The following is a 23,817-nucleotide window of genomic DNA, read 5'->3' as shown; positions in this document are numbered from 1 at the left end:
TTCTCTCCGGCTAATTGTTTTTGTCGGACTGATTGGTTGTTGTCGAAAAAGTATTTACTTGCCGAGCACCTCGCGCAGGGCGGAAGCGACTTGTGGCAAGACGCGGTCGTTCAAACCGGCAACGTTTACGCGGCTGCTTTCCAGCATGTAGATGCCGTGTTCCTTCCGTAACCGGCCTACCTGCTCCGGACTGATTCCGAGGAACGAGAACATGCCTCGTTGACGGGCGATGAATTCGAAGTCGCCGACCGGTGAAAGCGCGCCGGCAAAAGCGTGACGCAGATGCAGGATGCGCTCACACATACCGTTTAGCTCCTGTTGCCACTGGGCTCGCAGGGCGTCATCGCCAAGGATGGTCTCCACTATTGAGGCGCCGTGGGCCGGTGGCATTGAATAATGCGACCGGATGACGCTCAGCAGTTGGCTGGTGGCGGCGGCATTTACGGTTGCGGTTTCCAAAACCAGGGCGAGAGCGCCGGTGCGTTCCCGGTAGAGGCCAAAGTTCTTGGAGCACGAGGCCGCGATCAGCATTTCAGGTACCGCACTGGCCAGGTACCTCAGGCCAGCTGCATCCGCGTCCAGGCCTTCGCCAAGGCCCTGATAGGCCATGTCCACGAAGGGCAGCAGGCCTTTGCGCTGGATCAGGCTGGTCACTTCGTGCCACTGGGCCAGGCTCAGGTCCGCGCCCGAGGGGTTGTGGCAGCACCCGTGCAGCAACACCACGTCGCCCGCATCCGCCCGTTCCAGGGTTTCCAGCATGGCGCCGAAGTCTACCTGCAGGGTCTCTGGATTGAGGTACGGATATTCGCGAATAGTCAGGCCGGCGCCACCAAGCAAAGGCAAGTGGTTGGCCCAGGTGGGCGTGCTGACCCAGACTTTTGTGTCCGCCTTGCACAGGCGCAGAAACTCGGCGGCCATACGCAGGGCGCCACAGCCGCCCGGTGTCTGGATGACCGATACACGGCCGTCACGGACCAGCGAGCTGTTGCTGCCCAGGATCAACTCCGCCATGGCGCTGTTGAAGCCGGCAGAACCGGCAGGGCCAACGTAGCTTTTGGTGGTTTCTCCTTCAAGCAGGCGACGCTCCGCTTCGTGCACGGCGGCCATGATGGGCGTATTGCCTGCATCATCCTTGTAGACGCCGATGCCCAGATCCACCTTGTCTGGTCGGTTGTCTTCACGGAAGGTCTGCATCAGCTGCAGGATCGGGTCCTGAGGCAGGGGCTGGAGTGTTTCAAACATGGTTTGCCTCCTCGTCGGCCTGTTGGGTGCGGATCAGGGTCGGGCGACCGGTGTCCAGCGCCTTGATCAGCTGTGTCTGTTTTTCGCGAATGCTCTCTGCCGCCAGTTCCCTGACTGGGCCATAGCCCCGGACGTCTGCGGGCAATTCTGCCAGTTGCAGGAAGGTCTCGTAGTTGCTGGCGTTGAGCTCACGACCGATCCGGTCTACCAGGCTCTGATAGTCCTTCAGCATGGCCCGGTCCAGCTTGCGGTCGGCAGAATAGCGGAACGGATCGATTGCGGTTCCGCGCAGGCCGCGAAGTTTCGCCAGCAGCCGGAAGGCCCGGAACATCCAGGGGCCGAACCGGCGTTTTTTCGGGCGACCCTGGGCGTCGGTCTCGCCGCTAAGCAGGGGCGGGGCCAGATGGAAGTGGACTTTGAAGTCACCCTCGAAGGTTTCATTCACCTCTTTCATGAAGTCGGTTTCGGCAAACAGTCGCGCGACTTCGTATTCGTCCTTGTAGGCCATGAACCGGTACAGCTGCTGGGCTACTGCACGAGTCAGCAGCAGGTTGGTTTCACCGAGGGACTCCTCAGCCTTCCGGACCCCTGCAACTGCGTCCCGGTATTGGTCGGCCCAACGCTGGTTCTGGTAGTTGACCAGGTGCTTATGCCGGGTGTTGATCAGTTCGTCCAGGGTTGGCTCGGTTTTGACCTCAACAACCTGGGCTTTGTTGTCGTCCAGCAGATCCGTGACTGCGCTGGGTTCCACGGCCGCCAGTCGGCCCCAGCCGAAGGCTTCCTTGTTCCGCTCGATCGCCACGCCATTGAGTTCGATGGCCTTCATCAGGGCGGCTTCTGACAGGGGCAGCAGGCCCTTTTGCCAGGCAAAACCGAGCATCATCACGTTGGAGAATACGGTGTCGCCCATCAGTTTCTCGGCAATGCCATTGGCGTCCAGTTGGTCAAAGTGATCTTTTCCAACTGCGTCCTGCAGCAGGCCAAGCCGTTTGTCGGCCTTCATATCGGCGTCGCGGAAGAGCACGTAGTCGGCGGTAGGCAGTTCCGCTTCGTTGGCGACAATCCGGGTGTGGTTGGGCCGGAGAACGCTCAGGGCCTTCTGGGAAGACGCTACCACCAGATCACAGGCGATGACCGCATCGGCCTGGCCATTGCTGATCCGTACTTGGTGGAGCTTGTCCGGGGACGGTGCCATACGAACGTAGCTCAGCACCGTGCCGCCTTTCTGGGCGAAGCCCATGAAATCCAGTACCGAGGCACCGCGCGACTCCAGATGGGCCGCCATGGTGATCAGCTGGCCGACCGTCACCACTCCTGTACCGCCGACACCGCCCACGAGCAGATCGTAGGAGCCGGTCATTTCAGGCAATTTGGGAGCTGGGATGTCAGCCAGCTTGCGGGTGAGTACGGAGCCGGTGTCAACGCCGCGGGATTTGCGTAACTGACCGCCTTCAATGGTCACGAAGCTGGGGCAGAATCCGTTAACACAGGAGAAGTCCTTGTTGCAGGAGGACTGGTCGATCTTGCGCTTGCGGCCCAGTTCGGTCTTGCGCGGCACCACCGAGAGACAGTTGGACTGCACCGAGCAGTCGCCACAGCCTTCGCAGACATGGTGGTTGATAAAGGCCCGCTTTGCCGGATCCGGGAACTGCTTGCGCTTGCGCCGGCGGCGCTTCTCGGCGGCACAGGTCTGGTCGTAGATCAGCACGGTACAACCAGGGATGTCACGCAATTCGCGCTGCACCTGGTCGAGCTCGGACCGATCGTGGAAGGTGACATCCTTGGGGAACAGGTCATGATGGCCATCGTATTTCTCGGGCTCATCACTGAGCACAACAACCCGATTGACCCCTTCTGCGGCCATTTGCTGGGCAATCCTGTCGACGGTGATCTGGCCGTCCACCGGCTGACCGCCGGTCATGGCCACGGCGTCGTTGAACAGGATCTTGTAGGTAATGTTGATGCCGGCAGCTACCGCCTGACGGATAGCCATGGAACCGGAATGGAAATAGGTGCCTTCACCCAGGTTCTGGAACACGTGGGGGTTGCCGGTATAGCGGCTCTTGCCAATCCAGTTGACCCCTTCGCCACCCATCTGGATGAGGGATTCCGTGTTCCGGCCCATCCAGGACGCCATAAAGTGGCAGCCAATGCCGGCCAGGGCCTTGCTGCCCTCAGGGACCTTGGTGGAGGTGTTGTGGGGGCAGCCAGAGCAGAAATAGGGCATACGCTTGACGCCGCCCGGATCCTGAGCGGTGGTCATGGCACTGATTTCAGCCATGCGCTCGCTGAAATCCACCTCGAAGAAGCGACCAAGACGGGCCGCCAGGAAGCCGGCAACCAGTTTCGGGCTCAACTCGCCGACATAGGGGATCAGTGGTCGGCCTAGCTCATCCTGTTTGCCGGTAATCAGAACCTCGCCGGGGCGATCCGGCTCTGACATGTATTCCTTGATCTGGCTCTCGATGATGCCGCGCTTTTCCTCGATTACCAGCACTTCTTGCTTGCCGTGAACGAAGTCGAGGATGCCACGGCGCTCGAGGGGCCAGACCATGCCAACCTTGTAGATATCCAGCCCCATGTCCCGGGCCTGGTCTTCATCGATGCCCAACAGGTCCAGGGCTTCAAGCAGATCCAGGTGACCCTTGCCAGTAGTGACAATACCGAAGCGGGCTTCCTTGTTGTCGAACAGGCACCGGTCAATGCGGTTAGCCCGGGCAAAAGCCTGAACGGCTGCGAGCTTGTGTTCGATGCGGGTTTCCAGTTGCGGCCCCGGCAGGTCCGGCCAGCGGTAATGAAGGCCGCTTTCAGGGGCGGTGAAATCGTCCGGGGTAACAAAATCCGGTTGCGGTGGAATCTCGACAGAGGCCGCGCTTTCCACGGTTTCGGAGATCGCCTTGAAGCCGACCCAGCAACCGCTGTAGCGGGACAGGGCGTAGCCCCAGAGCCCGAACTCCAGATACTCGGCGATGTTGGCCGGGTTGATGGTGGGCATGAAGAAACTCATGAACGCCACATCAGACTGATGGGGCATGGACGATGATACGCAGCCGTGGTCATCACCCGCTACCACCAGCACGCCGCCATGGGGCGAGGAGCCATAGGTGGTGCCGTGTTTCAGTGCATCGCCTGCGCGGTCCACGCCCGGCCCTTTGCCATACCAGAGGCCGAAAACCCCGTCCACCTGCCGGTCTTCGTCGGTTTCCACCTGTTGGGTACCGAGCATGATCGTGGCGGCGAGGTCTTCGTTAATGGCGGGCACGAAATCGATTCGGTTTTTCTCCAGGAGATCCTTGGTCTGCCAGAGTGCCTGGTCGACAGCGCCCAGAGGGGAGCCCCGGTAGCCACTTACCAGGCCGGCCGTATTCAGTCCCTGTTTGCGATCCAGGGCTGCTTGCATCAGGGGGATTCGGACCAGCGCCTGTGTGCCGGTCAGGAACACCCGACCGGATTCCCGCAGGTAGCGGTCTTCGAGTTTGTAATCGTCGAGTTGTGGGGTATCGGCGGACATGGCGCCCTCCTTTTTGTCGATTTTATGACCAAAATTCTAGAGGGAAGTCCGCAAAAGGTGCTTGCGTATTGGGTGACGGTTTCGAGAGTTTGCGAAAGGATGTTTGATAAATGACAATAAAGAGAAAGAACCTTTGATAAAAGTCAGGTGTTACCAAATGAAACAGGTAGAGCTGGACAAGCTGGATCGGAAAATTCTATCGGCACTGCAGCAGGATGGGCGCATCAGTAACCAGTTACTGGCCGAGCAGGTGGGGTTGTCACCGGCTGCTTGCTGGCGCCGAGTTCGGACACTTGAGGAAAGTGGTGTGATCCAGGGATACAGCGCAAGAGTGGATCCGGAGCGCATTGGTCAGGGTCTGTGCGTGCTGGTCAATCTGTCGCTGCAGAGGCACAACATCGACAGTACGGCAGAAATTGAGCAGCAGGTGAGCAGCTACCCCGAGGTACTTCAGTGTTTCGCGGTGACCGGTAATGCCGATTTCGTACTCAGGGTGATTGTGCCGGACATGGCCAGTTACGATCGGTTCCTGAACGAAAAGATCTTCACCCTGCAGGGCATTGCCCAGGTGAATTCAAACTTTGCGTTGCGGGAGATAAAGAATACCGAGACGATCCCGGTGGAAGGCATTCAGTAGGTTCAGGACGGGTACCTGAACGAAAAAAGGCAGCCGAAGCTGCCTTTTTCTAAACGTGTCGTCTGCTATTTGCAGAGCATCTCTTTATAATTAAAGAGCGACTACGTTTTCCGCCTGAGGACCTTTCTGGCCCTGGGTAACGGTGAACTCGACCTGTTGGCCTTCAGCCAGAGTCTTGAAACCGCCGCCCTGAATGGCGCTGTAGTGAACGAAAACGTCCGGGCCGCTTTCGCGAGTAATAAAGCCAAAACCTTTTGCTTCGTTGAAAAACTTAACGTTGCCGGTAACTGTAGACATAATATTCTTTCCTGATTTCAATCATTTAATGTGCCGTCAGATCATCTTTTGATGCCTGATCAGCGGTATGCGGAAACAAAAAACTGGCGTGATCAAAAACAGGACGTGCTACTTGTTACAACTGAGCGGTCTTATTGATGAAATGCTTTGCTAAATCTTTCCAACGAGGCCCACTGTACTCTCACTGCCGGAGAATGCAAAGCTATTTCTTGTAGGCATAAACCGGGGTGTCGGTTTTTCTGTTACCCAGGTGGTCGAGCCTGCGAGGTTTGGCGATGGCAAAGCCCTGTGCATAGTCCACCTGAATCTCCTTCAGGGTGTCCATGATTTCCATATCCTCGACGTATTCGGCAATGGTCTTCAGGTCGAGGAAATGGCACAGCTCGTTGATCGAGCGCACCATGGCGTAGTTAGTCAGGTTGGTGGCCATGTCCCTGACGAAAATGCCGTCGATTTTCACGAAGTCCACTGGCAGCTTCTGCAGGTAGGCATAGGAGGACAGGCCGGTGCCAAAGTCATCCAGGGCGAACCGGCAATTCAGGCGCTTCATTTCACGCATGAAATCGGAAGCAAAATGGAGGTTGGCCACGGCAGAGGTCTCGGTTATCTCAAAACAGATCTTGTGAGCCAGCTCCGGATTCGACCTGAGGTTGGATTCCAGTCCGAGCATGAAGCTGTCATCGCTTAAAGACGCGCCTGAGAGGTTGACGTTAAGAGTGGCGATTTTGTCCAGCGCCTCCGGATTGTCGCGCATCCACGCCAGCACTTCGGAAATGACCCACAAATCAACTCGCGTGCTGCGTTTGAATTGTTCGGCCGCCTCAATATAGCCCTGGGGCGAGATTTCCTTGCCAGCGCTGTCTTTCAGGCCAAGCAAGAGTTCATACATCTTGCCTTCGCCGCTTTCCGGAGCAAGTGCAACAATTGGTTGGGCCCGGAGATAGAGGCTGCCGTCGCGGATAGTCCGGTCAATTTCCGTGACCCACTGAGGTGTGCCAATCTGTGACTGGTCCCTGTTTCCCCTCGCCAGTTCAATCCGGTTTCCGCCCAGCTTCTTGGCTGCCTTGAGTGAGAGGCTCGCTTGATTGAGAAGATCGCCGGGGGAGTGAGCGGCAGCCGTAACCGGTCGGATACTGATGCTTACCGTTGCCTTGTATTCCGCCGGCCCATGCTGGAAAACCTGCTGCTCGAAGTTTCGGCGCAGGGATTCTGCGAAATCGAGGCAGTCCTCCGTGCTGATGTTATTGATGAGCACTGCAAACTCGTTGCCGCTTATCCGGCCAACGTGTGATTCTGAGAAACGGGACTCGCAAGCTTGCCGAAGCGTGTCGGCGACGTGTTTTAGCAGGGTGTCTCCGGCTTCCGCGCCATAGGAAGCGTTGATGACACTGAACTCGTCTATGTCCAGTACCATCAGGGCGGAAGAACTGTCTTCCGGAGATGATGGTGCTGTGCTGATCAGCCCCGACACCTGCTTTTCGAAGTCATGGCGATGCATGCAGCCGGTCAGGGCGTCGTGGGTGGCCTGGAAATTCAGCTTCCGGTAAACCTCCTCAACAATGCTGAACAGGCTTTGATCAAGGAACGGGATGTCGCCATCTTCTACCAGCCAGGCTTCTCCCTCGGCGAGTTTCCGGACAAACTCCGGGAACCCGTAACTGACTTCGCTCATTCCCTTGGGCGAGAGAAAAACAAACCGGAGTGACTCCTCGCCACCCCAAACCAGGCGCATGCGACGGGTCTCCCCGCTGTCTAGCCAGACTTCAACCCAATCGCCGACGGCTATGTCCTTTGCCCTTGAGACCCAACGGCTGTCCTCAAGCTCTGGAGGCAATGTAAGCGGCGCCTCATCGTCGTCGCCGTACTCCTCCACCCAGGTGGTCTGTGCCTCCACATGGCCCTGAAGAATTTCGGATAACTCGTCTATCACGGGTCGTATTCGTGAGACATCACCGGCCGTTCTGAGCTCCCGTTCAATAAACTGCAGCACCACACTGCTTTCAAGTTCTCGTTCAAATGCCAGCTCTTCGGAGGTGCCGGCAGGAGACAGCCAGGCCTGGAGTTGCGCCACTACATCAATGAGTTCTTCACAGTGTCGGCTTTCCTGACCTTCCCGCAACATGGTCAGAACGATCAGTTGCTCCCAGCCCGCCTGAAGAAGACCGATCAGAATTTTCGGAACCTGCCGGCCGCCAAGGAGCGCGTTCACCCTTTGCCTGGCCTGCTTGCGAGTTCTGCGCAGGCGCTCTTTGCCCTCCAGGGTTTTGGCCAGCCGTTCTGAATTCCGGATAAACGATTGATCCTGCCGTTCAACAAGCTGTTTCAGCCTTTGGCCCAGAGTCTCCAGCAGTTCTGGGTCCGAAACCTCAATCTCTGTCAGCTCCTCGACGATGTCGGCAACTGTCGCTTCCAGTTTCTTGCTCGATGCTCTTTCAGCAAGGCAGATGTGCATCAGGTTGTTAATAATGTCCCGGGCAGGGTGGTCGTCGGCATTCAGAAAGTCCGGTGTCTCAACCAGCGTTTCAAATACCGGCAGCCGAAGTTTTTGCAGTTGGTGGCGGAGCGAACCCGACAGCTCCTCGTGAGTCTTTAGCGGCGCAAACAGCCGGTCCACCAGGTTGGCCTTCTCCACCGCTGTGCGGTCCAGAGAGCTTGCCAGGTCTGAGTCCGAGTCGGCCAGTTCCTGGAGCAACCCAGCCATATCCGGTTCGTCGTCGTGTAAGCGATTCAGAAGCTCGCGGCGCCGGGAACGGAGGTTTTCCGAAAGCTTCGGGTTCGGCTCCTCCCAGTCTGCGAGTTCGGAGGAGGGGCTTGCTTCCAGTGCCATCAATTGGAATAGGGAGCGTCCAGCCGATGGCATCTCTGATGTCGCATGCCCAATGTCTTCCGTTCCCGCCGGCTCGGCCGATGAGTTCTTCACGGTTCCAGTAGTTGAATCTGCTTCTTCTGATTGGTGGTCCCTCAGCGACCAGTTTGCCGGCAACTCAGAGATGTCCAGGGCTTCAAGTCCGGCCCGGCGGCAATCATTGATCAGGGAGCGGATTGCCGCGGGCCAGACTCTGCCCAGAGCGCTTTCCCAGGCTCGGTAAATGGTCAGGCGATGCTCCCGCGCAATGCCCAGATGGTCGACCATGTATTGCAGGCAAACACAAAGCGCTCGAGGTGTCAGCGGGTTGTTGTCATCGTTGACGTCCTGCCGAAAAATCTGGTTCAGAAACTGGTTGAGCAAGAAGGTTGCGCCGGAATTTGCCTTGCTTATCCCCGTGGCAATGGCTTGCAAATCAAGCCAGTCTTCAAACTCGTGTTGTTGCAGCAGGTGCAACTCCTTGCTGCCGGCCCGGGACTCAGTGGCGGGCTCAAGGGTCGCCTGATTGGCCTGGAACTGGGCCTGGAAATCCTGGAGCATTCGCTGCTGGCGGCTTTGGAAGATGAAGCGCATATCCTTCAGCCGGGTGATTTCACGGAGCTCGGCGGCCTGTTCCAGGTCGGCTTCAATGCCCTCGAAGGTGCCCTCCATAAACTCCGGAAGTAATTGTTCCAGAAGTCGACGGCAATGCTGGTGGTAAAGTTGTTTCAGTGCAGGGTCTGGCGCCGCTTCCGCAAGCCTGCTCCTGCCCGTGTGCTGAACCAGAAGATCAACTTCGCGCTTCAGGTCCGGGGTGATGCCCGCGATGTCGAGCGAAATGCTGTTGCCCCGGCCAGCACGGACCGCGCCCCTGAAATGGATATGCTGCTTGTCATGATCGTGATCGAGGAAGACATGAAGATCCGCCTGGGTGGCGGCAGAGGATGACAGCTGGTCCAGCACCGTGGGCGAAGTAAGCTGCTTCAGGCTGAGGCGAAGCTCTTTGCTGTCCAGGGCCACGCTGTCAATGACACAGCCGCAAGGAATCAGGCCCGGTGTGACAACAACCGCATCCTTGCTGAGTCTGGACTGTTTCGCGTTGAGCCGGGGCATTGACCGCCTTCCTGAGCAGTGAAAAGTGAATCTTTGTTCAATTTATCCTGAGTGCAGTTTAATTCGAACTTCACCAAACGCAAAGTGAATCTACAAAAGCGACACACCTGAGGTTCTGCACTAGCCTGAATCCACGACTGCATTATAGACGCTCAGTGGCGTTAAACATCAGATCCTTGCTCAGGGTATAGCGTGCGAAATCCCTCGCCAGATACAGCTTTCCCCGATAAATACCTGTGGCTTCGGATTCGATCTCACCAATGTGCGGATAGGCATCCGGATTCAACTGATATCGGGAGCTGAAATGGGTAAGCACGAGATTCGGCACACCTGCGGCCTCGGCGAAGCGGGCCACCTGGGCAGCGGAGCTGTGTTGCGGCCAGGGGCCGACCCGGTCCGAGACTTCCTGTGTGTAGGTCGCCTCATGGACCACCACCTGAACATCAGTGCTCGCTTCCAGAAGCAGGTCGGGCTGATCGTTGTCACCGGCGACGATGACTTTGCGCGGTTTTCTGGCAATTCGCGTGTAGTCATCGCAACGGGCAAGGCGGCCATCTTCCAACACCACGTCCTGGCCCTGTTGCAGCCGGCCCCAGGCTGGACCGGCCTCAATACCATCCGCTTCAAGCTTGTCGCGGAGCAGCTGGCGTTCCAGATTCTTTTCAGTGAACACAAACGCCCGGCAGGACACTCGATGGGAAAGGGGAACGGCCGTAACCGACAGCGCATCGTCTTCCCAGCGGAAATTCTCTGCTTCGGAATCGACAAATCTCAGTTCAAAGCTGAGGCTGGAGTCACTGTTGCCCAGAGCCGCCTCAACGAAGGTTCTCACCGGACGGGGCGCGACCAGGTAGAGCGGGGTGATTCGGCCAAGCATGGAGGCACTGGTGAGCAGCCCGGGGAGCCCGAAGGTATGATCGCCATGGATGTGAGTGATAAAGATGGCCTGCAGCTGAATCACCGAATGGTGCGTTCTCAACAACTGGTGCTGGGTGCCTTCCCCGCAGTCAATCAGGTACCAGTGTTTCGGTCCGCCGTGGCTCAGCGCAAGCCCAGTCACATTGCGGGATTTTGTGGGCGTTCCGGCTGAAGTGCCGAGGAAGGTGAATTCCATACCAGGCCTTTTCGGGTTAACGTGTCGACTCTCTGTCCGCCATAATACGAAGGTAGCAGATTTGAGAAACCATTAGCCGGGGCGACCGCTAATGAGCCGGTTTGCGACATACACATAAGGAGTGCTGTCTTGTCTGAATTGTCCAGTTACGAGAGTTTTTCGATTGAGGTCAAAGACCATATCGCCCACGTCCAGTTCAGCCGTCCTGAGGCCCTGAACACGATGAACAAGGCGTTCTGGCTTGAGTTGCCCCGATGCATGCAGGATATAGAAGCTAATACTGACGCCCGTGTGATCGTGATTTCCTCTACCGGCAAGCACTTTTCGGCCGGAATGGATCTTGGCGTGTTCAGCGATCCCAAGGCGGTGCCCATGAATGGCGACCCCGGTCGCATGGCGGAAAACCTGCGCAGGGTCGTGCTGCAGTTGCAGGATACGCTGACCTCCCTGGAAAAAATTCGACTCCCTGTGCTGGCAGCCATCCACGGTGGCTGCATTGGCGGCGCTCTTGATCTGGTCTGTGCGGCTGACAGCCGTTATTGCACCGAGGATGCCTACTTCACCATCAAGGAAACCGAGCTGGGCATGACCGCTGACGTTGGCACGCTTCAGCGTCTGCCCAAACTGATGCCCGAAGGCGTGGTTCGCGAGCTGGCTTATACCGGCCGCAAGTTTTCCGCCACTGAGGCGCAGAATCTTGGCTTCGTTAACGCCGTCTACGCCGACCAGGAAGCCATGCTGGCAGCCGTTATGGACATTGCCGGTCAGATTGCCGCGAATTCCCCGTTGGCCGTCACTGGCTGCAAGGAAATGCTCAATTACAGTCGCGACCACAGCGTGGAAGACAGCCTGAAGTACATGGCCACCTGGCAGGCGGGCATGTTCCGCCCGACAGACATGATGAAAACTTTCCAGGCCAAAGCCCAGAAGCAGGCGCCTCAGTATGACGCACTGTTTCCGGTGAAGCCGTTGTTCGATCAGTAAATGGTGCTGCGGAACCGGCGAACGTCTGGTATTTCTTCTAATGCCGCGCTGTTATTCCAGGGCGGCATTGGCGTCATCGGGTTACTGGCTATTCTGATATTCGGGATTCCGGTGCTGCTCGTCGGTCCGGGGCTCTGGCCGAGCCTGCTTTACGGCGCCGTCGGCGCAGCGGCCACCTATGGCATGCTGCTCCTGCTGACACGGGTGCCAGGCTTGTTCCCTGAAAACCTCGAACGCCAGATGCAGGGCCTGTATGACTTTGCCACCGGCTACTCCCCGGCCGTGTTGGTCCTGCTGTCCCTGCTGGCGGGGATTGGCGAGGAGCTGCTGTTCCGCGGCGCAATCCAGGGCTGGCTGATGGCCCATACGGACCCGGTGACGGCCGTGTTGGCAGCATCGGTGCTGTTTGGGCTGGTGCACTACGTATCGTTTACTTATTTTCTGGTGGCAACCGGACTTGGTTTGATACTGGGTGCAGCCTATGTGCTATCGGAGAGTCTGACGTTGGTCATGATCTGGCATGCCCTCTACGACATGATTGCCTTGTATTGCCTGCTCCGGTTTCCACGCTGGTTTGGTGTCAGAATTGTCGATCCCGGTGGAAACCGGTCTCATGAATAGTCGACATCTTCCCGGCCGGCACTCTTGCGGGCCTCAAAACTGGCCAGCTCCACATTGATGGCATTGGTGGAGATCTGGATTTCGTACAGCGAGTACAGGAGGGATAAAGACAGCAGCACCAAGCTGGCGCCGAACGCGATCACCCCCGGCAGGTCGGCACCCAGAAAAAGCAGGAACATGGAAACCGTACACAGGAAGAAACTCAGTACCCCGTAGGCCTGCATGCGTTTGGTCAGCACAATCCGTTTGCGCAGCATCCCGATCTGCCGGGCGATCAGCGCGTGGTCTTCCTCGGTGTCCATCTGCTTGAGTTGGCGTATCAGCTGCGCGAGCACCAGAAACCGGTTGGTATAAGCCAGCAACAGCAGTGAAATGGCCGGGAAGAGCAGGGCAGGCGTTGTCAGGTCCAATCTGGTGTCCTTTTGCGTGAGGGTGTGTGAGCTTGTCTACCAGCTCCCGGAGCGAAGCCGCTGGATCGTTTTAACCGGCCGATTGTATATATAAACCCAGGCCGGCCCGTGGCGAGTGGCCATGGTCTGGCGGATATACAGGCTGCTCTGCGGGCTTTCAGGAAAGAAGTCTTCCAGTTCGTCTAATGTTCTCAGTATCGGATCTGTTACCGCATAGACTTCCACGCGAACGCCCGGGGAAGGTTCCTCTATGGCGCCCGGGTAGGGGCCCAGGTGATACAGGCTCAGTTCAGGCATCCGGTCGGTTCCGACAAACCGGGCGCCTCGCAGAATATGGCTGTTGTTCCGGCCTCGTTTCAAGGTGCCGTAGACTGCCACAAGATGCTTTAGTCTGATCGTCGCTCCCCCTGTTCACACGTTTGAATTCAAAATGGCGGCAGAACGCAGAGCGTTGGTCAGCCGGTCCATCACGCCGCCGCCGTGACGCCAGAAGTGCCAGTATAGCTGCACTTCCAGGGTTTGTTCAGGCGCGATGCTCACCAGTCGCCCCGCGGCGATTTCTGGTTGTGCCTGCATTTCGGGAATCATACCGTAGCCCATACCCGCCAGCGCCAGTTTTACAAAACCTTCCGAGGAAGGGCAAAGGTGGTGGGGGAAGGTGCCGTGATAGCCGCACTGGGCCAGGAACCGGTGTTGCAGCTGGTCATTGGGCCCGAAAACGATGGCCGGCGCACTCTGCAGGCTGGCCTCGCTGATGCCGTTTTCGAAATAGCGTTGAACATAGTCCGGAGTTGCCAGCGGCATGTAGGTCATGGTGCCGATGGGTACGCATCGGGCACCGGCAACTGGCTGGGGGCTGCTGCACAGGCAGGCAGCCACATCCCCTTCGCGCATCCGGCGAAGGCCAATGTCCTGGTCCTCGACCACAAGATCCAGCAGCAGGGTCTCGTCCGCGCAGAAACTGCCCACGGCCCCTGCCCACCAGGTGGCCAGGCTGTCGGCATTCAGCGCTATGCGCAGTCTTGCTGTGGGTTCCGAGATGGCCGGAATGGATTTTGTCAGGTCTCTTTCCAGCAACTGCACCTGCTGAACATGGTTGAGCAGGCGTTGCCCGGCCGGCGTGGCTTTGAGCACCGGGCTACGAACCAGAACCGGCTGCCCGAGCCGGATTTCCAGCGTGCGAATGCGCTGGGAAATGGCCGACTGGCTTAGCCCGAGTGCCAGGCCAGCCCGTTCGAACCCGCCACACTCAATAACCGTCGCCAGTGCTTCCAGCAGTTTGTAATCAATCATAAGTAAAACTGATGCAGCATTATGAGTATGAATTTCAAGTATAGATGGAAAGCGGTAACCTTGCGCCAATCATTAAGGAGAAACCAACGTGCTTGAGAGTTACCTGACCGGATTGATTGTGTGTGGCGGCATTATTGTGGCGATCGGTGCGCAGAATGCCTATTTGCTGAGCCAGGCAATCCGCCGGGAACACCATTGGTGGTCGGCCGGATTGTGCATGGTGGCGGATGTCACGCTGTTTACCCTGGGCATGTTCGGCATCAGTGCTGCCCTGATGGCCATGCCTGAGGCGTTGCAGATTCTCCGTTGGCTCGGGGTGGCTTTCCTGGGCTGGCTTGCGGTCCAGTCCTTTGTCCGCGCCAGCCGCGGCCGGGCGGCTCTTGAAGCGGGTGAGGTAACCAAACGAAGCCTTAAGGCCGTGGTGTTCACAACCCTGGCAGTAACCCTGCTGAATCCCCAGGTTTATCTCGATACGCTGCTCTTGATCCCCGCTATCGGAGCCCAGCAAGAGGACGCGACCACCTTCGTGGCTGGAGCGAGCAGTGCCTCGATTCTCTGGTTCGGTCTGCTGGCCTGGGGTGGCTCGGCGCTGGCCCCGATTCTCGCCCGGCCGCTGGCCTGGCGGATTATCGATGGTGTCATCGGCGTTATGATGGCCGCCATCGCCCTGCACCTCACGTTCAGTGGTCTTTGATATCGGTGGTCTTTAGTATTCAAACGGTCGTATGAATTTCTTGCATTGGCACGCTTCCAGTTGGAAGATAGCGTGCTATTGAATTTGCAGTCATTTTTACCACCGAGGATATTTGATGAATTCCACTGTACGTCGCTGGCTTGCCAGTGCCGGGGCCATGCGCCGTGTGCTGTCTACGTTTGCTCCCTATCTGGGAGCCGGAATCCGGGTGACCCATATCGCTGAAGATTTCAGTTCGGCCCGGGTGGAAATGGGCCAGCACTGGTACAACACCAATTACGTGGGCACTCACTTTGGCGGTTCGCTCTACAGCATGGTCGATCCCATGTACATGCTGTTGCTGATGCGACGACTGGGCAACGACTACATCGTGTGGGATAAATCCGCGAGTATCGACTTCATCCGCCCGGGCAAGGGCAAAGTGATGGCCCGGTTTGAGCTGACCGATGAGCGTGTTGACGAGATCCGGGCTGCAACGGCAGACGGAGACAAGATGCTGCCGGAGTGGGACGTGGAGATTGTTGATGAATCCGGTGAACTCGTGGCCAGGGTGCACAAAATTCTTTACGTTCGCCGGAAGAGAGGCTGAATCAGATTGGCCAGCCCCTCTCAGTCAAAGCGCCGCGCCTCGGTCAGGCGGCCCTTCCAGTAATAGCCACTGATCGACGACTGGATAACGCCGGCAGATGTTGATGCGTGGATGAACCGGTCCCCGCCCATGTAGATACCGGCGTGCTGCTCCTTGCCGCCAATCCGGAAGAACACCACATCGCCCGGCCGAATCTCGCCGGGATGAACCACATCGCCATGGGCGAGCATCTGGGTTGTGGTTCGGGGCAGCTCTTTGCCCAGCCCTTCCTGGTAGGCGGTAAGAATGAACCCGGAACAATCAAAGCCATTGGAGGAGGTGCCGCCGTACTCATAGGGCGTGCCCCGATACCGCTCGAACACCTGCCAGAGTTTCTGTGCCCTGTCTGACGATGAAGCCTCAGCGGGCACTGACTGTAGCCCCGGGGAGGAATCCGGCTGCAAATGACCACTGCTGGCGCAGCCGCCCAGCGCAACCGCTGCGAGTGCCACAAATAAGATGTTCCGCAAGCAATAACGCATTCTGGATCCTGTGCATTTATCAACAGTCTTTACTGTAATAGTCGGCCTGAAGGATGTCAGGTTACGGATCGTGAGATTTTGTTGATACGGCTCAATGAAGTCTGGGTTGGTCGCCGGCTATCTTTTCTTCTCATGCAGGAATAGTCTGTCACGAGACCTCTCGGGAGAGCCGAAATGAGCGAAGGAAAACGCACGAATGCCATTCCGCCAGATACTCTGGCAACTATCCTTGAAAGCGCTGTACTGGCCCCTTCCAGTCACAATACACAGCCCTGGCGCTTTGAGATCAGCGAGACCGGTGTCTCTCTGTTTGCTGACCGGCTGCGGGCCTTGCCGGTAAACGACCCCGACGATAGGGAACTGACCATTAGCTGCGGGTGCGCCCTGTTCAATCTTCGGGTTGCGGCCGCCCATGCCGGATTTAATGCCCACTGCGCACTTCTGCCGGATCCCGGCGATGAGGATCTGCTTGCCACGGTCACGTTTACGCCAGCTTCCGGGTCGGAGGGCCGGCAATCCGAGTTGTTCCAGGCGATTACGAGGCGGCGGACGTATCGCAAGCGGTTTGAGCCAAAGCAGGTGCCTTCGAACGTGCTGAGCATTCTTGAAGAGTCGGCAGAGACCGAAGGGGCCTGGTTCCAGGTTCTGGACTCAGAGCATGCCCGCCATCAGGTGGCCGAGCTGGTGGCAGAGGGCGACGCTGCCCAGTGGTCCAACCCGAGCTGGCGACGGGAACTGGCCGCCTGGATGCATCCCCGCCGCAAGGGCGACGGTTTGACGGTTCCCGGGATGGTTGCGCCCGTGGCCCAGTTGGTGGTGCGCACGTTTGACATGGGGAATGGCGTGGGTGCCAAAGACCGGCAACTGGCCGATGAATCGCCGGTGATTGCTGCACTGGGAACCGCCGGAGATGGCGTAGAAGACTGGCTGAAGGCAGGGCAGGCGCTGGAGCGGGTCTTGCTTCGGTCTCTCGGGCAGGGGTTGCAGGCGTCCTATCTGAACCAGCCCATTCAGGTTGCGGTGCTGCGGCCGAAGCTTCAACACCTGCTCGGCCACTCTGGCTTTCCCCAGATCCTGCTCAGGTTGGGGTTCCCGGCCACGGATTTGCCGGCGGCTCCCAGACGTAATCTGCAGGAAGTTGTAGAAAACTCGGACGCACGGGATATCAAGGCGAAACAGGCAAGCCGGCGGTAATCGGTTCTTCCTCGTCAGTGTCTGGCTTTGGTGACCACTTCCGGTGTCGCTGGCTCACCGGGTGTGCCAGCGAGAATGCGGTCAGCATCAAGAGAGGCAATCGGCACCCGGGTATCCCTGGGAACATCGCCGCTCAGTTGCAGCTCAAGATAGCGGAGCGCACAGACCCGAAGGAAGGACGTGAAGTTACCGAGGTCGTGGCCGGCATCAATGGACTCGTGATAAAGCCGGGTGATCATTTGCGGCAGGTTCATGCCATCCCGTTCGGCCAGCTCGGCCAGTACCTGCCAGAAGGCGTTTTCCATGCGCACACTGGTCACCATCCCATCAATGCGCAGGGAATGAGTCCGGCTAACCCAAAGCTCCGGGTCGGCGTTGATGAAGAGCTTGCACATGTGGGCCTCCCGGGAAGGGATAAGGGGCCGGTGGGCTGGCCCCTGCTCCATTACTGATCCAGCAATTTGAAGAATTGTGCCAGCCAGGCCGGATGAGCAGGCCACGCAGGCGCTGTTACCAGATTAGCATCGGTGACCGCCTGATCAACCTCGATAGCGGCGAACGTACCGCCGGCCAGTTCCACTTCCGGTTGGCAGGCCGGGTAGGCAGAGCATTTGCGCCCCTCCAGAACTCCGGCTGCGGCCAACAGCTGGGCACCATGGCAGATCGCCGCCACGGGCTTGTTGGTCTCAAAAAAGTGGCGAACCAGGTTCTGCACGTCCTTGTTGAGGCGCAGGTATTCAGGTGCTCGACCGCCCGGGACTACCAGCGCGTCGTAGTTAGCCGGGTCCAGTCCATCAAAATCCGCATTCAGGGCGAATCGGTGCCCTGGCTTTTCGGTGTAGGTCTGGTCACCCTCGAAATCATGAATGGCCGTGGCAACAGTGTCGCCGGCTTTTTTGTCGGGGCATACGGCGTGAACCGTGTGGCCAACGGCCTGCAGTGCCTGGAACGGCACCATGGTTTCGTAGTCTTCGGTGAAGTCACCGGTAATCATCAGAATCTTCTTCCCGCTCATGGCTGTTGTTGGGCTCATGGCTGTCTCCTTGTGTTTGTCGTGCCAAGTCCAGAAACAGTATCAGCGTCGGTGAAGAAGCGGGTATTAGAGGATTACTACAGACCTCAGGTCTCCCGGATCAGGTCCGGCGAGTTATGCCTGGGATTATTCACCTCCGGCGAAACGGGAACGGCTTTCAGCTGTTCCGGATCCAGTCGATGGGTCACCGACCGCACCTGCGACCGGTCTGAAATTTCCGGATTCAGCCAGTCCCTCAGGCAGGCCGGATCAAGCACCACGGGCTGACGTTCATGGATATGCTTCAGGTGTTCGCTGGCGGGTTCAGTGATGATGGCGCAAGCCGTGGTTTCGTCACCCTCCCTGGGAGTCCAGAGGCCGGCGAAGAAAATCGCCGGATACTTCCCGGAATCCATTGGTGTTATGTAGTGGGGTTCCTTGCCGTGTTCCGTCTGCTGCCATTCGTACCAGCCGTTGGCAGGTATGAGGCAACGGTGGTGGGCAAAGGCGTCCCGGAAGTATTTTGATGTGGCTGCTGTTTCTGCACGGGCATTGATCGGAGCCGGCGCTTTCTGATCCGCCCAGGCCGGCCGGAAGCCCCAGTGGGAGTGGGCCATGATCAGGGTGCCGGTCATGGTTTTCCGGATCATGGGAATGCCTGTGCCGGGAGGGATGTTGTAGCTGGGGTCAAAGTGCCCATCCACCTCCATACCCTCAGGAAAAAACTCGAGGATCAGGGTGTCCGGCGGCGTATAAAAGGTGAATCGTCCGCACATGGTCGTTGGTTGTTCCTTGATCGAATCCCGGTGCCGAAAGCCCGCGGTTCTGTATTCTGTTAACCTTAGCAGATGCTGAAACTATCCAACGCTGTTGAACTTGCCGACTGGGAAATCGAACTCACCCAGATCCGCGCCCAGGGTGCCGGTGGCCAGAACGTGAATAAAGTCGCCTCCGCCGTGCACCTGCGCTTCGATATCCCGAACTCCTCGTTGCCGCCTTTTTACAAGGAACGGCTGATGTCGCTCAATGACCAGCGCATCAGCAAGGAGGGCGTGCTGATCATCAAGGCGCAATCCTTTCGCACCCTGGAACTGAACAAGGAAGACGCCCTGGAGCGGTTGAAAGAGCTGATCCAGGAGGCGGTAAAGCCCCGCAAGGCACGCCGGCCCACCAAGCCGACCCGCTCCTCCCAGCGCAAGCGGGTGGATAAGAAAACCAAAAAAGGCAAAACCAAGGCGTTGCGAGGAAAGGTTCAGGTTTAAGCCGAAGCCGAAGTCTGTGCGTCGCCTTGAGACTCCAGTTGCTCCAGGAACGCCTTGATGTCGTCGAAGGCCTCTTCCGCCTCCGGAAGCAAGGGCACGAATATCTGCCATACGTGCACCATGCCGTGCCAGGTGTGCAGGGTCACCGGAGAGCCTGCGGCTTCGGCCCGTGCTGCGTAACGCCGGGCGTTGTCCAGCAGCATCTCGGTATCACTGGCCTGGATCAGAGTGGGTGGCAGGTTCTGCAGATCGCCCCGCAGTGGCGAGGCAACAGGATTGGTAGGCGAGACCCGAAAAGCCGCCAGGGTCGCCCACCAGATCACCGGCAAGGGGATTTTCGATAACCCGCCGAAGGTTGGTCCAAGTAGGGGATCGGTACCAATGTTGTTGCGATTGCTCGGGGCAGTCAGAGTCAGATCGGTTGATGGCGAGAAGGCAATCGCCGCATCCGCTTGGCGCAGACCATTATCCCGAATCCACGCAATCAGCCCAAGGGTATGGCTGCCGCCCGCAGAATCCCCGGCAACCACCATGAAATCTACCGGCTCGGCACCGTCGGGCCCGTGTTTCAGTAGCCATTTATAAGCCTCGCGACAATCCCGGACACCGTCCATGAACCGGTTCTCCGGCATCAGCCGGTAGTCCACCGCAAACACCGCGGCACGGGTTATCTGCGATAGCCGGTCGGTAATGGCCCGATGACTTCTGGGGCTGCCAGCCGCCCAGGCGCCGCCATGAATGTACAGGATGCGGCGGCGGGTATTACATCCCGGGGCGAGAACCCATTCGCCACGGGGTGACTCGCAATGGCGCAGCTCCGAGGCCAGTTCAATGCCTTCACTGAGCCCGTCCATGTGTTTGCGCAGTGCCATCAGCCGCGCCTTGCCCCGGAGGCCTTTCGAGGATTGCCCCAGTTCGCGGATGCGCCCCAGCACTTCCCGGTTGGCTGCGCTGGGTGTTGCGTCCTGAACCGGGTAATCATTCCGGTCCAGATGAGACAGATCCTCAAGCCGGAACAGAAGCAGTGTTGCGGCAACAATAAACACGATGATGGCAAGAATAATCCAGAGCATGGGTCTTCCGTATGTTATTGGCCCCGCTAGTCAGGGCGAACTATGCTTCAGATAATACTCGCAGATTTGTCCCGGTTCTGCCCGGAACGGTCACAGAAGGAGTCGCGTGTTGCAAATTGCCTATCGGGCGCGAGACATTACCGAGGCCCATATTGTGGCTGGTCTGTTGGAAGCCAACGGTATTGAAGCCCATGTCGGTGGCCATTATCTCCAGGGTGCCTTGGGTGAGATCGGTGCTGCGGGTTTCACCAACGTTCATGTTGATGACGAGGATCTCTACCGGGCACGGCAACTGGTGTCCGAGTATGAAGAGACGTCAGGCGGCAGTGTCAGCCGCGCTGCCAGTGATGAGGAGGACCGCCCTGACCACTACGCCCGCTGGTTTCTGCTGGCCCTGGCCATCGTTGCTCTTATCCTGCTGCAGATCTACTGACTGATCGATCTGGTGTCAGCGGGCGTAGCCCTACCCACACTTCTCAAGTAACAGGAGAAAAATCCTATGGCAGATCAACCTGTAATGCTGATCACCGGCGCGTCATCGGGTATTGGCGCGGAGACAGCGCGAGCGGCGGCGAAACAGGGGTATCGACTGGTACTGGCTGCGCGTTCCGAAGACAAGCTCAAAGGCCTGCAACAGGAGCTGGGTGGCGAAGAAAAGGTATTGACGGTCCAATGCGACGTCCAGAGCGGTGATGACCAGAAAAACATGGTCGACCAGGCCCTGAAAACCTTTGGCCGCATTGATGCGGTGTTTGCCAACGCCGGGCGCGGCGGCGAGCCGGGCGGCTTCAGCGGCGCTGACCCCGAGGTCTGGAAGGATATGATCCTCACCAATATCTACGGTGTGGGCCTTACCCTCCAGCATTGCATGCCGGCGCTGAGAGAGAGCAAGGGCCACTTGCTGTTAACCGGCTCTGCGGCAGGCCGTGCCACCATTCCCGGTTCCATGTACAGTGCGACCAAGTGGGCGGTAACCGCCATTGGCTATGGTGTTCGTGAGGAGCTCCGTGGCTCCGGTATCCGCGTTACCCTGATCGAGCCGGGCATGGTGGACACGCCCTTCTTTGATGAACGTCCTGGCCACGCACTGAAGCCGGAAGACATTGCCAATGCGGTCATGTATGCCGTGGCGCAGCCGGCACATGTGGATGTAAATGAAATTCTTGTCCGGCCCACGCCCAAGGTTGAGTAAGCCGGTATGCCCCGGCTTTTCTTCGGACTGGAGCTTCCGCCTGAGATCAAGGACCGGTTGCTGAAGGTCCGGTCCGTGGTGCCGGGCGAAAAATGGCAGGGCGCCGAGCAATTGCACATCACCCTCCTGTTTCTGGGGGCGGTGAGCAAGGAAGATCTTGAAGCCCTGGCCGGTTCAGCCCGCAGCATCACATCACAGCCCTTCCTGCTCGACGTTGCCGGCGTAGGTTGTTTCGGTCAGCCCCAGAGACCTAAGAATCTGTGGGCTGGTGTTCAGCCGGAGGCGCCAGTCGCTGCTCTTAACAAGAGTCTCAGGGCGCGGATGGAGAAATTCGGTTTTGGTGCCGAAAGTCGGGTCTTTCGCCCGCATATCACCCTGGCTCGTTTCAAACGCCAGGCGGGTTCGGTTGAACCTTTGTTGGTTGAATATGGTGACTCTCGGTTCGGCCAGTTCCAGGTTACTGAATTTGTCCTTTTCGAAAGCAAACCTGGCCCCGCCGGTTCCGTGTATTCCGTGATTGAGCGCTTCCCCCTGTAAGGCGCCGGTTAGCGGATTTGTCTTGACGAAACACCGTCAGCGCACCAAAGATGGAACCAAATCAACGCCTTTCCTGAGGTGTCTATGTGTCCCCCGTTTTCCGATCCTGATCAACGTCTGTTCGTTCGCAATGCCACGCTGGCGGATATCCCCGGTATCATCCAGCTCAGCCGCCGCGTTTACGAAGGCACTGGCATGTATGGCTATACCAAGGGGCCATTGACCGGGCAGATCAACACTTTTCCCGATGGCCAGTTTGTCGCCATGCTGGGTGAAACGGTGGTGGGTTACTGCGCCACCTTCCGGATTGCTGAAGAGATCGCTTTGTCCGCCCACGACTGGACCTCCATCACCGGTAACGGCTACGCATCGCGCCATGATCCGGAGGGTGACTGGCTTTACGGGATGGAGGTGTGTGTTGATCCGGAATGCCGCGGTTATCGCATCGGGGAGCGGCTGTATAATGAGCGCAAGCAGTTATGCCAGGCCCTGAACCTGCAGGGAGTGGTGTTTGCCGGCCGTTTGCCGAGCCTGCGCCAGCGGTTGAAGAAGTTCGCGAGCGTCGAGGAATATGTGGAGGCCATTCGAAGCAAGGAACAGAAGGATCCGGTGCTTTCCTTCCAGCTTCATCAGGGCTTCGAAGTGCACGGAATTATTCCGCATTATCTCGATGCCGACCACGATTCCATGGGCTATGGTATTCATCTGGTCTGGCGTAACCCGAAAGTACCTCAGTCGGAGAACAACGGCCGTCGGAAGCGCTACGGTCAACGCATGCGCGATACCGTGCGCATAGGCACGGTTCAGTACCAGCAACGCCCGGTCGGATCGTTCGACGAATTCAGCGAGATTGTCCGCTATTTTGTCGATGTTGTTTCCACCTACAAGGGCGACTTTGTGGTGTTCCCCGAGCTGTTCACCCTGCAGCTGCTTTCCATCGAAGCCCGCAAGGGCAGCCCCGCCGAGACCTTTGCCGCAGTCACCCATTACGCAGAGCGTTATCGTGAACTGATGCGGGATCTGGCTCTGCGCCACAACATCAATATTGTCGCCGGCTCAACGCCAGTCCGTGAGGAAGACGGCACCATCCGGAACATGGCGTATGTGTTTCTGAGGGACGGCCAGGTATTCAGTCAGCCCAAGATCCATCCAACGCCCAATGAGGCGTTCTGGTGGAACGTTCAGGGCGGCAACCGGGTCAGCGCCATCGAGACCGACTGCGGCACCATTGGTGTGCTGATCTGCTACGACGCGGAGTTCCCGGAATTGACCCGCCACCTGGTGGACCAGGGCGTGCATATCATCTTTGTGCCTTTCTGTACCGATGAGCGGCAGAGCTATTTGCGGGTTCGCTATTGTTGCCAGGCCAGAGCTGTGGAGAATCAGGTTTACGTGGTGATGTCCGGCAACGTCGGCAACCTGCCGAATGTCCCGAATATGGAAATCCAGTACGGCCAGAGCTGCATCCTGACGCCGTGCGACTTTCCCTTCGCCCGGGATGGCATTGCCGCTGACACCGAGCCCAACGTGGAGACGGTTGCCTTTGCGGATCTGCGCCCGGAAGTACTGATCACTGCCCGCAACAGTGGTACCGTTAAAAACCTTCAGGACCGCCGGCACGATCTGTACAGCGTGACCTGGCGTGGTGAGTAAACCGAGCCGACAGGAGCGTCGTT

The 23,817-nt window shown here is 58.2% G+C and carries 24 protein-coding genes; 11 read left to right on the top strand and 13 right to left on the bottom strand.

What is annotated here, in order from left to right; all coding sequences use genetic code 11:
- Window positions 1–54: 54 nt before the first annotated feature.
- Window positions 55–1,242 carry an aromatic amino acid transaminase gene (locus tag A8B84_RS08320; RefSeq protein ID WP_064227187.1) on the bottom strand — a complete coding sequence of 396 codons (1,188 nt, stop codon included), beginning with the start codon at window positions 1,240–1,242 and terminating at the stop codon, window positions 55–57.
- Window positions 1,235–4,753, bottom strand: a complete 3,519-nt coding sequence (locus tag A8B84_RS08315) for an indolepyruvate ferredoxin oxidoreductase family protein (protein ID WP_064227188.1) — start codon at window positions 4,751–4,753, stop codon at window positions 1,235–1,237. Before A8B84_RS08315 ends, A8B84_RS08320 begins: the two co-directional genes overlap by 8 nt.
- Before the next feature lie 157 nt (window positions 4,754–4,910).
- Between A8B84_RS08315 and A8B84_RS08310 the strand changes: the two genes are divergently transcribed.
- Entirely contained in the window at window positions 4,911–5,390 is a 480-nt protein-coding gene (locus tag A8B84_RS08310) for an Lrp/AsnC family transcriptional regulator (protein ID WP_064227189.1), read from the top strand.
- Window positions 5,391–5,480: 90 nt separating this feature from the next.
- Here A8B84_RS08310 and A8B84_RS08305 read toward each other — a convergent pair whose 3' ends face one another.
- From A8B84_RS08305 to A8B84_RS08295, 3 genes are all read right to left on the bottom strand, one after another.
- Window positions 5,481–5,687: a cold-shock protein gene (locus tag A8B84_RS08305; protein WP_008176018.1), complete on the bottom strand. Its 207-nt coding sequence runs from the start codon at window positions 5,685–5,687 to the stop codon at window positions 5,481–5,483.
- Between the two features lie 202 nt (window positions 5,688–5,889).
- A complete protein-coding gene (locus A8B84_RS08300) occupies window positions 5,890–9,645 on the bottom strand; it encodes a DUF1631 family protein (RefSeq protein ID WP_064227190.1) in 3,756 nt (1,251 codons plus the stop codon).
- Between the two features lie 142 nt (window positions 9,646–9,787).
- Window positions 9,788–10,759 carry a ribonuclease Z gene (locus A8B84_RS08295; protein WP_064227191.1) on the bottom strand — a complete coding sequence of 324 codons (972 nt, stop codon included), beginning with the start codon at window positions 10,757–10,759 and terminating at the stop codon, window positions 9,788–9,790.
- Between the two features lie 138 nt (window positions 10,760–10,897).
- Between A8B84_RS08295 and A8B84_RS08290 the strand changes: the two genes are divergently transcribed.
- Both A8B84_RS08290 and A8B84_RS08285 read left to right on the top strand, forming a co-directional pair.
- Window positions 10,898–11,743, top strand: a complete 846-nt coding sequence (locus tag A8B84_RS08290) for a crotonase/enoyl-CoA hydratase family protein (RefSeq protein WP_227512655.1) — start codon at window positions 10,898–10,900, stop codon at window positions 11,741–11,743.
- The gene (locus A8B84_RS08285) at window positions 11,744–12,364 is read left to right on the top strand and encodes a CPBP family intramembrane glutamic endopeptidase (protein WP_201257868.1); all 621 of its coding nucleotides are present in this window, start codon (window positions 11,744–11,746) and stop codon (window positions 12,362–12,364) included.
- Here the strand turns inward: A8B84_RS08285 and A8B84_RS08280 are convergent.
- From A8B84_RS08280 to A8B84_RS08270, 3 genes are read right to left on the bottom strand one after another with little or no spacing between them, the layout of a single operon-like run.
- Window positions 12,355–12,774, bottom strand: a complete 420-nt coding sequence (locus A8B84_RS08280; protein WP_064227193.1) for a DUF2721 domain-containing protein — start codon at window positions 12,772–12,774, stop codon at window positions 12,355–12,357. The genes A8B84_RS08285 and A8B84_RS08280 overlap by 10 nt on opposite strands.
- A 36-nt stretch (window positions 12,775–12,810) precedes the next feature.
- Entirely contained in the window at window positions 12,811–13,152 is a 342-nt protein-coding gene (locus A8B84_RS08275) for a gamma-glutamylcyclotransferase (protein WP_227512637.1), read from the bottom strand.
- 33 nt (window positions 13,153–13,185) lie between these two features.
- Complete coding sequence (locus tag A8B84_RS08270; protein ID WP_064227195.1) at window positions 13,186–14,067, bottom strand: LysR family transcriptional regulator ArgP; 882 nt, start codon at window positions 14,065–14,067, stop codon at window positions 13,186–13,188.
- 88 nt (window positions 14,068–14,155) lie between these two features.
- On the opposite strand from A8B84_RS08270, the gene A8B84_RS08265 reads away from it, so the two are divergent.
- Window positions 14,156–14,761, top strand: a complete 606-nt coding sequence (locus A8B84_RS08265) for a LysE/ArgO family amino acid transporter (RefSeq protein WP_064227196.1) — start codon at window positions 14,156–14,158, stop codon at window positions 14,759–14,761.
- Between the two features lie 115 nt (window positions 14,762–14,876).
- Window positions 14,877–15,350, top strand: coding sequence for a DUF4442 domain-containing protein (locus tag A8B84_RS08260; protein ID WP_064227197.1), 474 nt, complete (start codon window positions 14,877–14,879; stop codon window positions 15,348–15,350).
- A gap of 20 nt (window positions 15,351–15,370) precedes the next feature.
- Here the strand turns inward: A8B84_RS08260 and A8B84_RS08255 are convergent, their stop codons facing one another.
- The gene (locus A8B84_RS08255) at window positions 15,371–15,841 is read right to left on the bottom strand and encodes a C40 family peptidase (RefSeq protein ID WP_227512638.1); all 471 of its coding nucleotides are present in this window, start codon (window positions 15,839–15,841) and stop codon (window positions 15,371–15,373) included.
- Between the two features lie 204 nt (window positions 15,842–16,045).
- Here A8B84_RS08255 and A8B84_RS08250 point away from each other — a divergent pair, with 204 nt between their 5' ends.
- A complete protein-coding gene (locus A8B84_RS08250) occupies window positions 16,046–17,065 on the top strand; it encodes an Acg family FMN-binding oxidoreductase (RefSeq protein ID WP_064227199.1) in 1,020 nt (339 codons plus the stop codon).
- 14 nt (window positions 17,066–17,079) lie between these two features.
- Here A8B84_RS08250 and A8B84_RS08245 read toward each other — a convergent pair whose 3' ends face one another.
- The 3 genes from A8B84_RS08245 to A8B84_RS08235 form a co-directional block, all read right to left on the bottom strand.
- Window positions 17,080–17,460 (bottom strand): ribbon-helix-helix domain-containing protein, encoded by a 381-nt coding sequence (locus A8B84_RS08245; RefSeq protein WP_064227500.1) that lies wholly within the window; start codon window positions 17,458–17,460, stop codon window positions 17,080–17,082.
- Window positions 17,461–17,510: 50 nt separating this feature from the next.
- Window positions 17,511–18,080: a DJ-1/PfpI family protein gene (locus A8B84_RS08240; protein WP_064227501.1), complete on the bottom strand. Its 570-nt coding sequence runs from the start codon at window positions 18,078–18,080 to the stop codon at window positions 17,511–17,513.
- A gap of 104 nt (window positions 18,081–18,184) precedes the next feature.
- Window positions 18,185–18,853 (bottom strand): SOS response-associated peptidase, encoded by a 669-nt coding sequence (locus tag A8B84_RS08235; RefSeq protein WP_064227200.1) that lies wholly within the window; start codon window positions 18,851–18,853, stop codon window positions 18,185–18,187.
- Between the two features lie 72 nt (window positions 18,854–18,925).
- Here A8B84_RS08235 and arfB point away from each other — a divergent pair, with 72 nt between their 5' ends.
- Entirely contained in the window at window positions 18,926–19,339 is a 414-nt protein-coding gene (arfB, locus tag A8B84_RS08230; RefSeq protein WP_064227201.1) for an alternative ribosome rescue aminoacyl-tRNA hydrolase ArfB, read from the top strand.
- Here arfB and A8B84_RS08225 read toward each other — a convergent pair.
- A complete protein-coding gene (locus tag A8B84_RS08225) occupies window positions 19,336–20,412 on the bottom strand; it encodes an alpha/beta hydrolase (RefSeq protein WP_064227202.1) in 1,077 nt (358 codons plus the stop codon). The genes arfB and A8B84_RS08225 overlap by 4 nt on opposite strands.
- A 106-nt stretch (window positions 20,413–20,518) precedes the next feature.
- Here A8B84_RS08225 and A8B84_RS08220 point away from each other — a divergent pair, with 106 nt between their 5' ends.
- From A8B84_RS08220 to A8B84_RS08205, 4 genes are all read left to right on the top strand, one after another.
- Complete coding sequence (locus A8B84_RS08220) at window positions 20,519–20,845, top strand: DUF2007 domain-containing protein (RefSeq protein ID WP_230707683.1); 327 nt, start codon at window positions 20,519–20,521, stop codon at window positions 20,843–20,845.
- A gap of 66 nt (window positions 20,846–20,911) precedes the next feature.
- A complete protein-coding gene (locus A8B84_RS08215) occupies window positions 20,912–21,604 on the top strand; it encodes an SDR family oxidoreductase (protein WP_064227204.1) in 693 nt (230 codons plus the stop codon).
- 6 nt (window positions 21,605–21,610) lie between these two features.
- Window positions 21,611–22,141 carry an RNA 2',3'-cyclic phosphodiesterase gene (gene thpR / locus A8B84_RS08210; protein WP_064227205.1) on the top strand — a complete coding sequence of 177 codons (531 nt, stop codon included), beginning with the start codon at window positions 21,611–21,613 and terminating at the stop codon, window positions 22,139–22,141.
- Between the two features lie 84 nt (window positions 22,142–22,225).
- Complete coding sequence (locus A8B84_RS08205; protein ID WP_064227206.1) at window positions 22,226–23,794, top strand: bifunctional GNAT family N-acetyltransferase/carbon-nitrogen hydrolase family protein; 1,569 nt, start codon at window positions 22,226–22,228, stop codon at window positions 23,792–23,794.
- The last annotated feature ends 23 nt before the right edge of the window (window positions 23,795–23,817 follow it).

The organism is Marinobacter sp. EhC06 (assembly GCF_001650915.1).
Classification (GTDB): Bacteria; Pseudomonadota; Gammaproteobacteria; order Pseudomonadales; family Oleiphilaceae; genus Marinobacter.
Note: the sequence above shows the minus strand (reverse complement) of the source record. Positions and strands in the feature narration are given on the sequence as shown.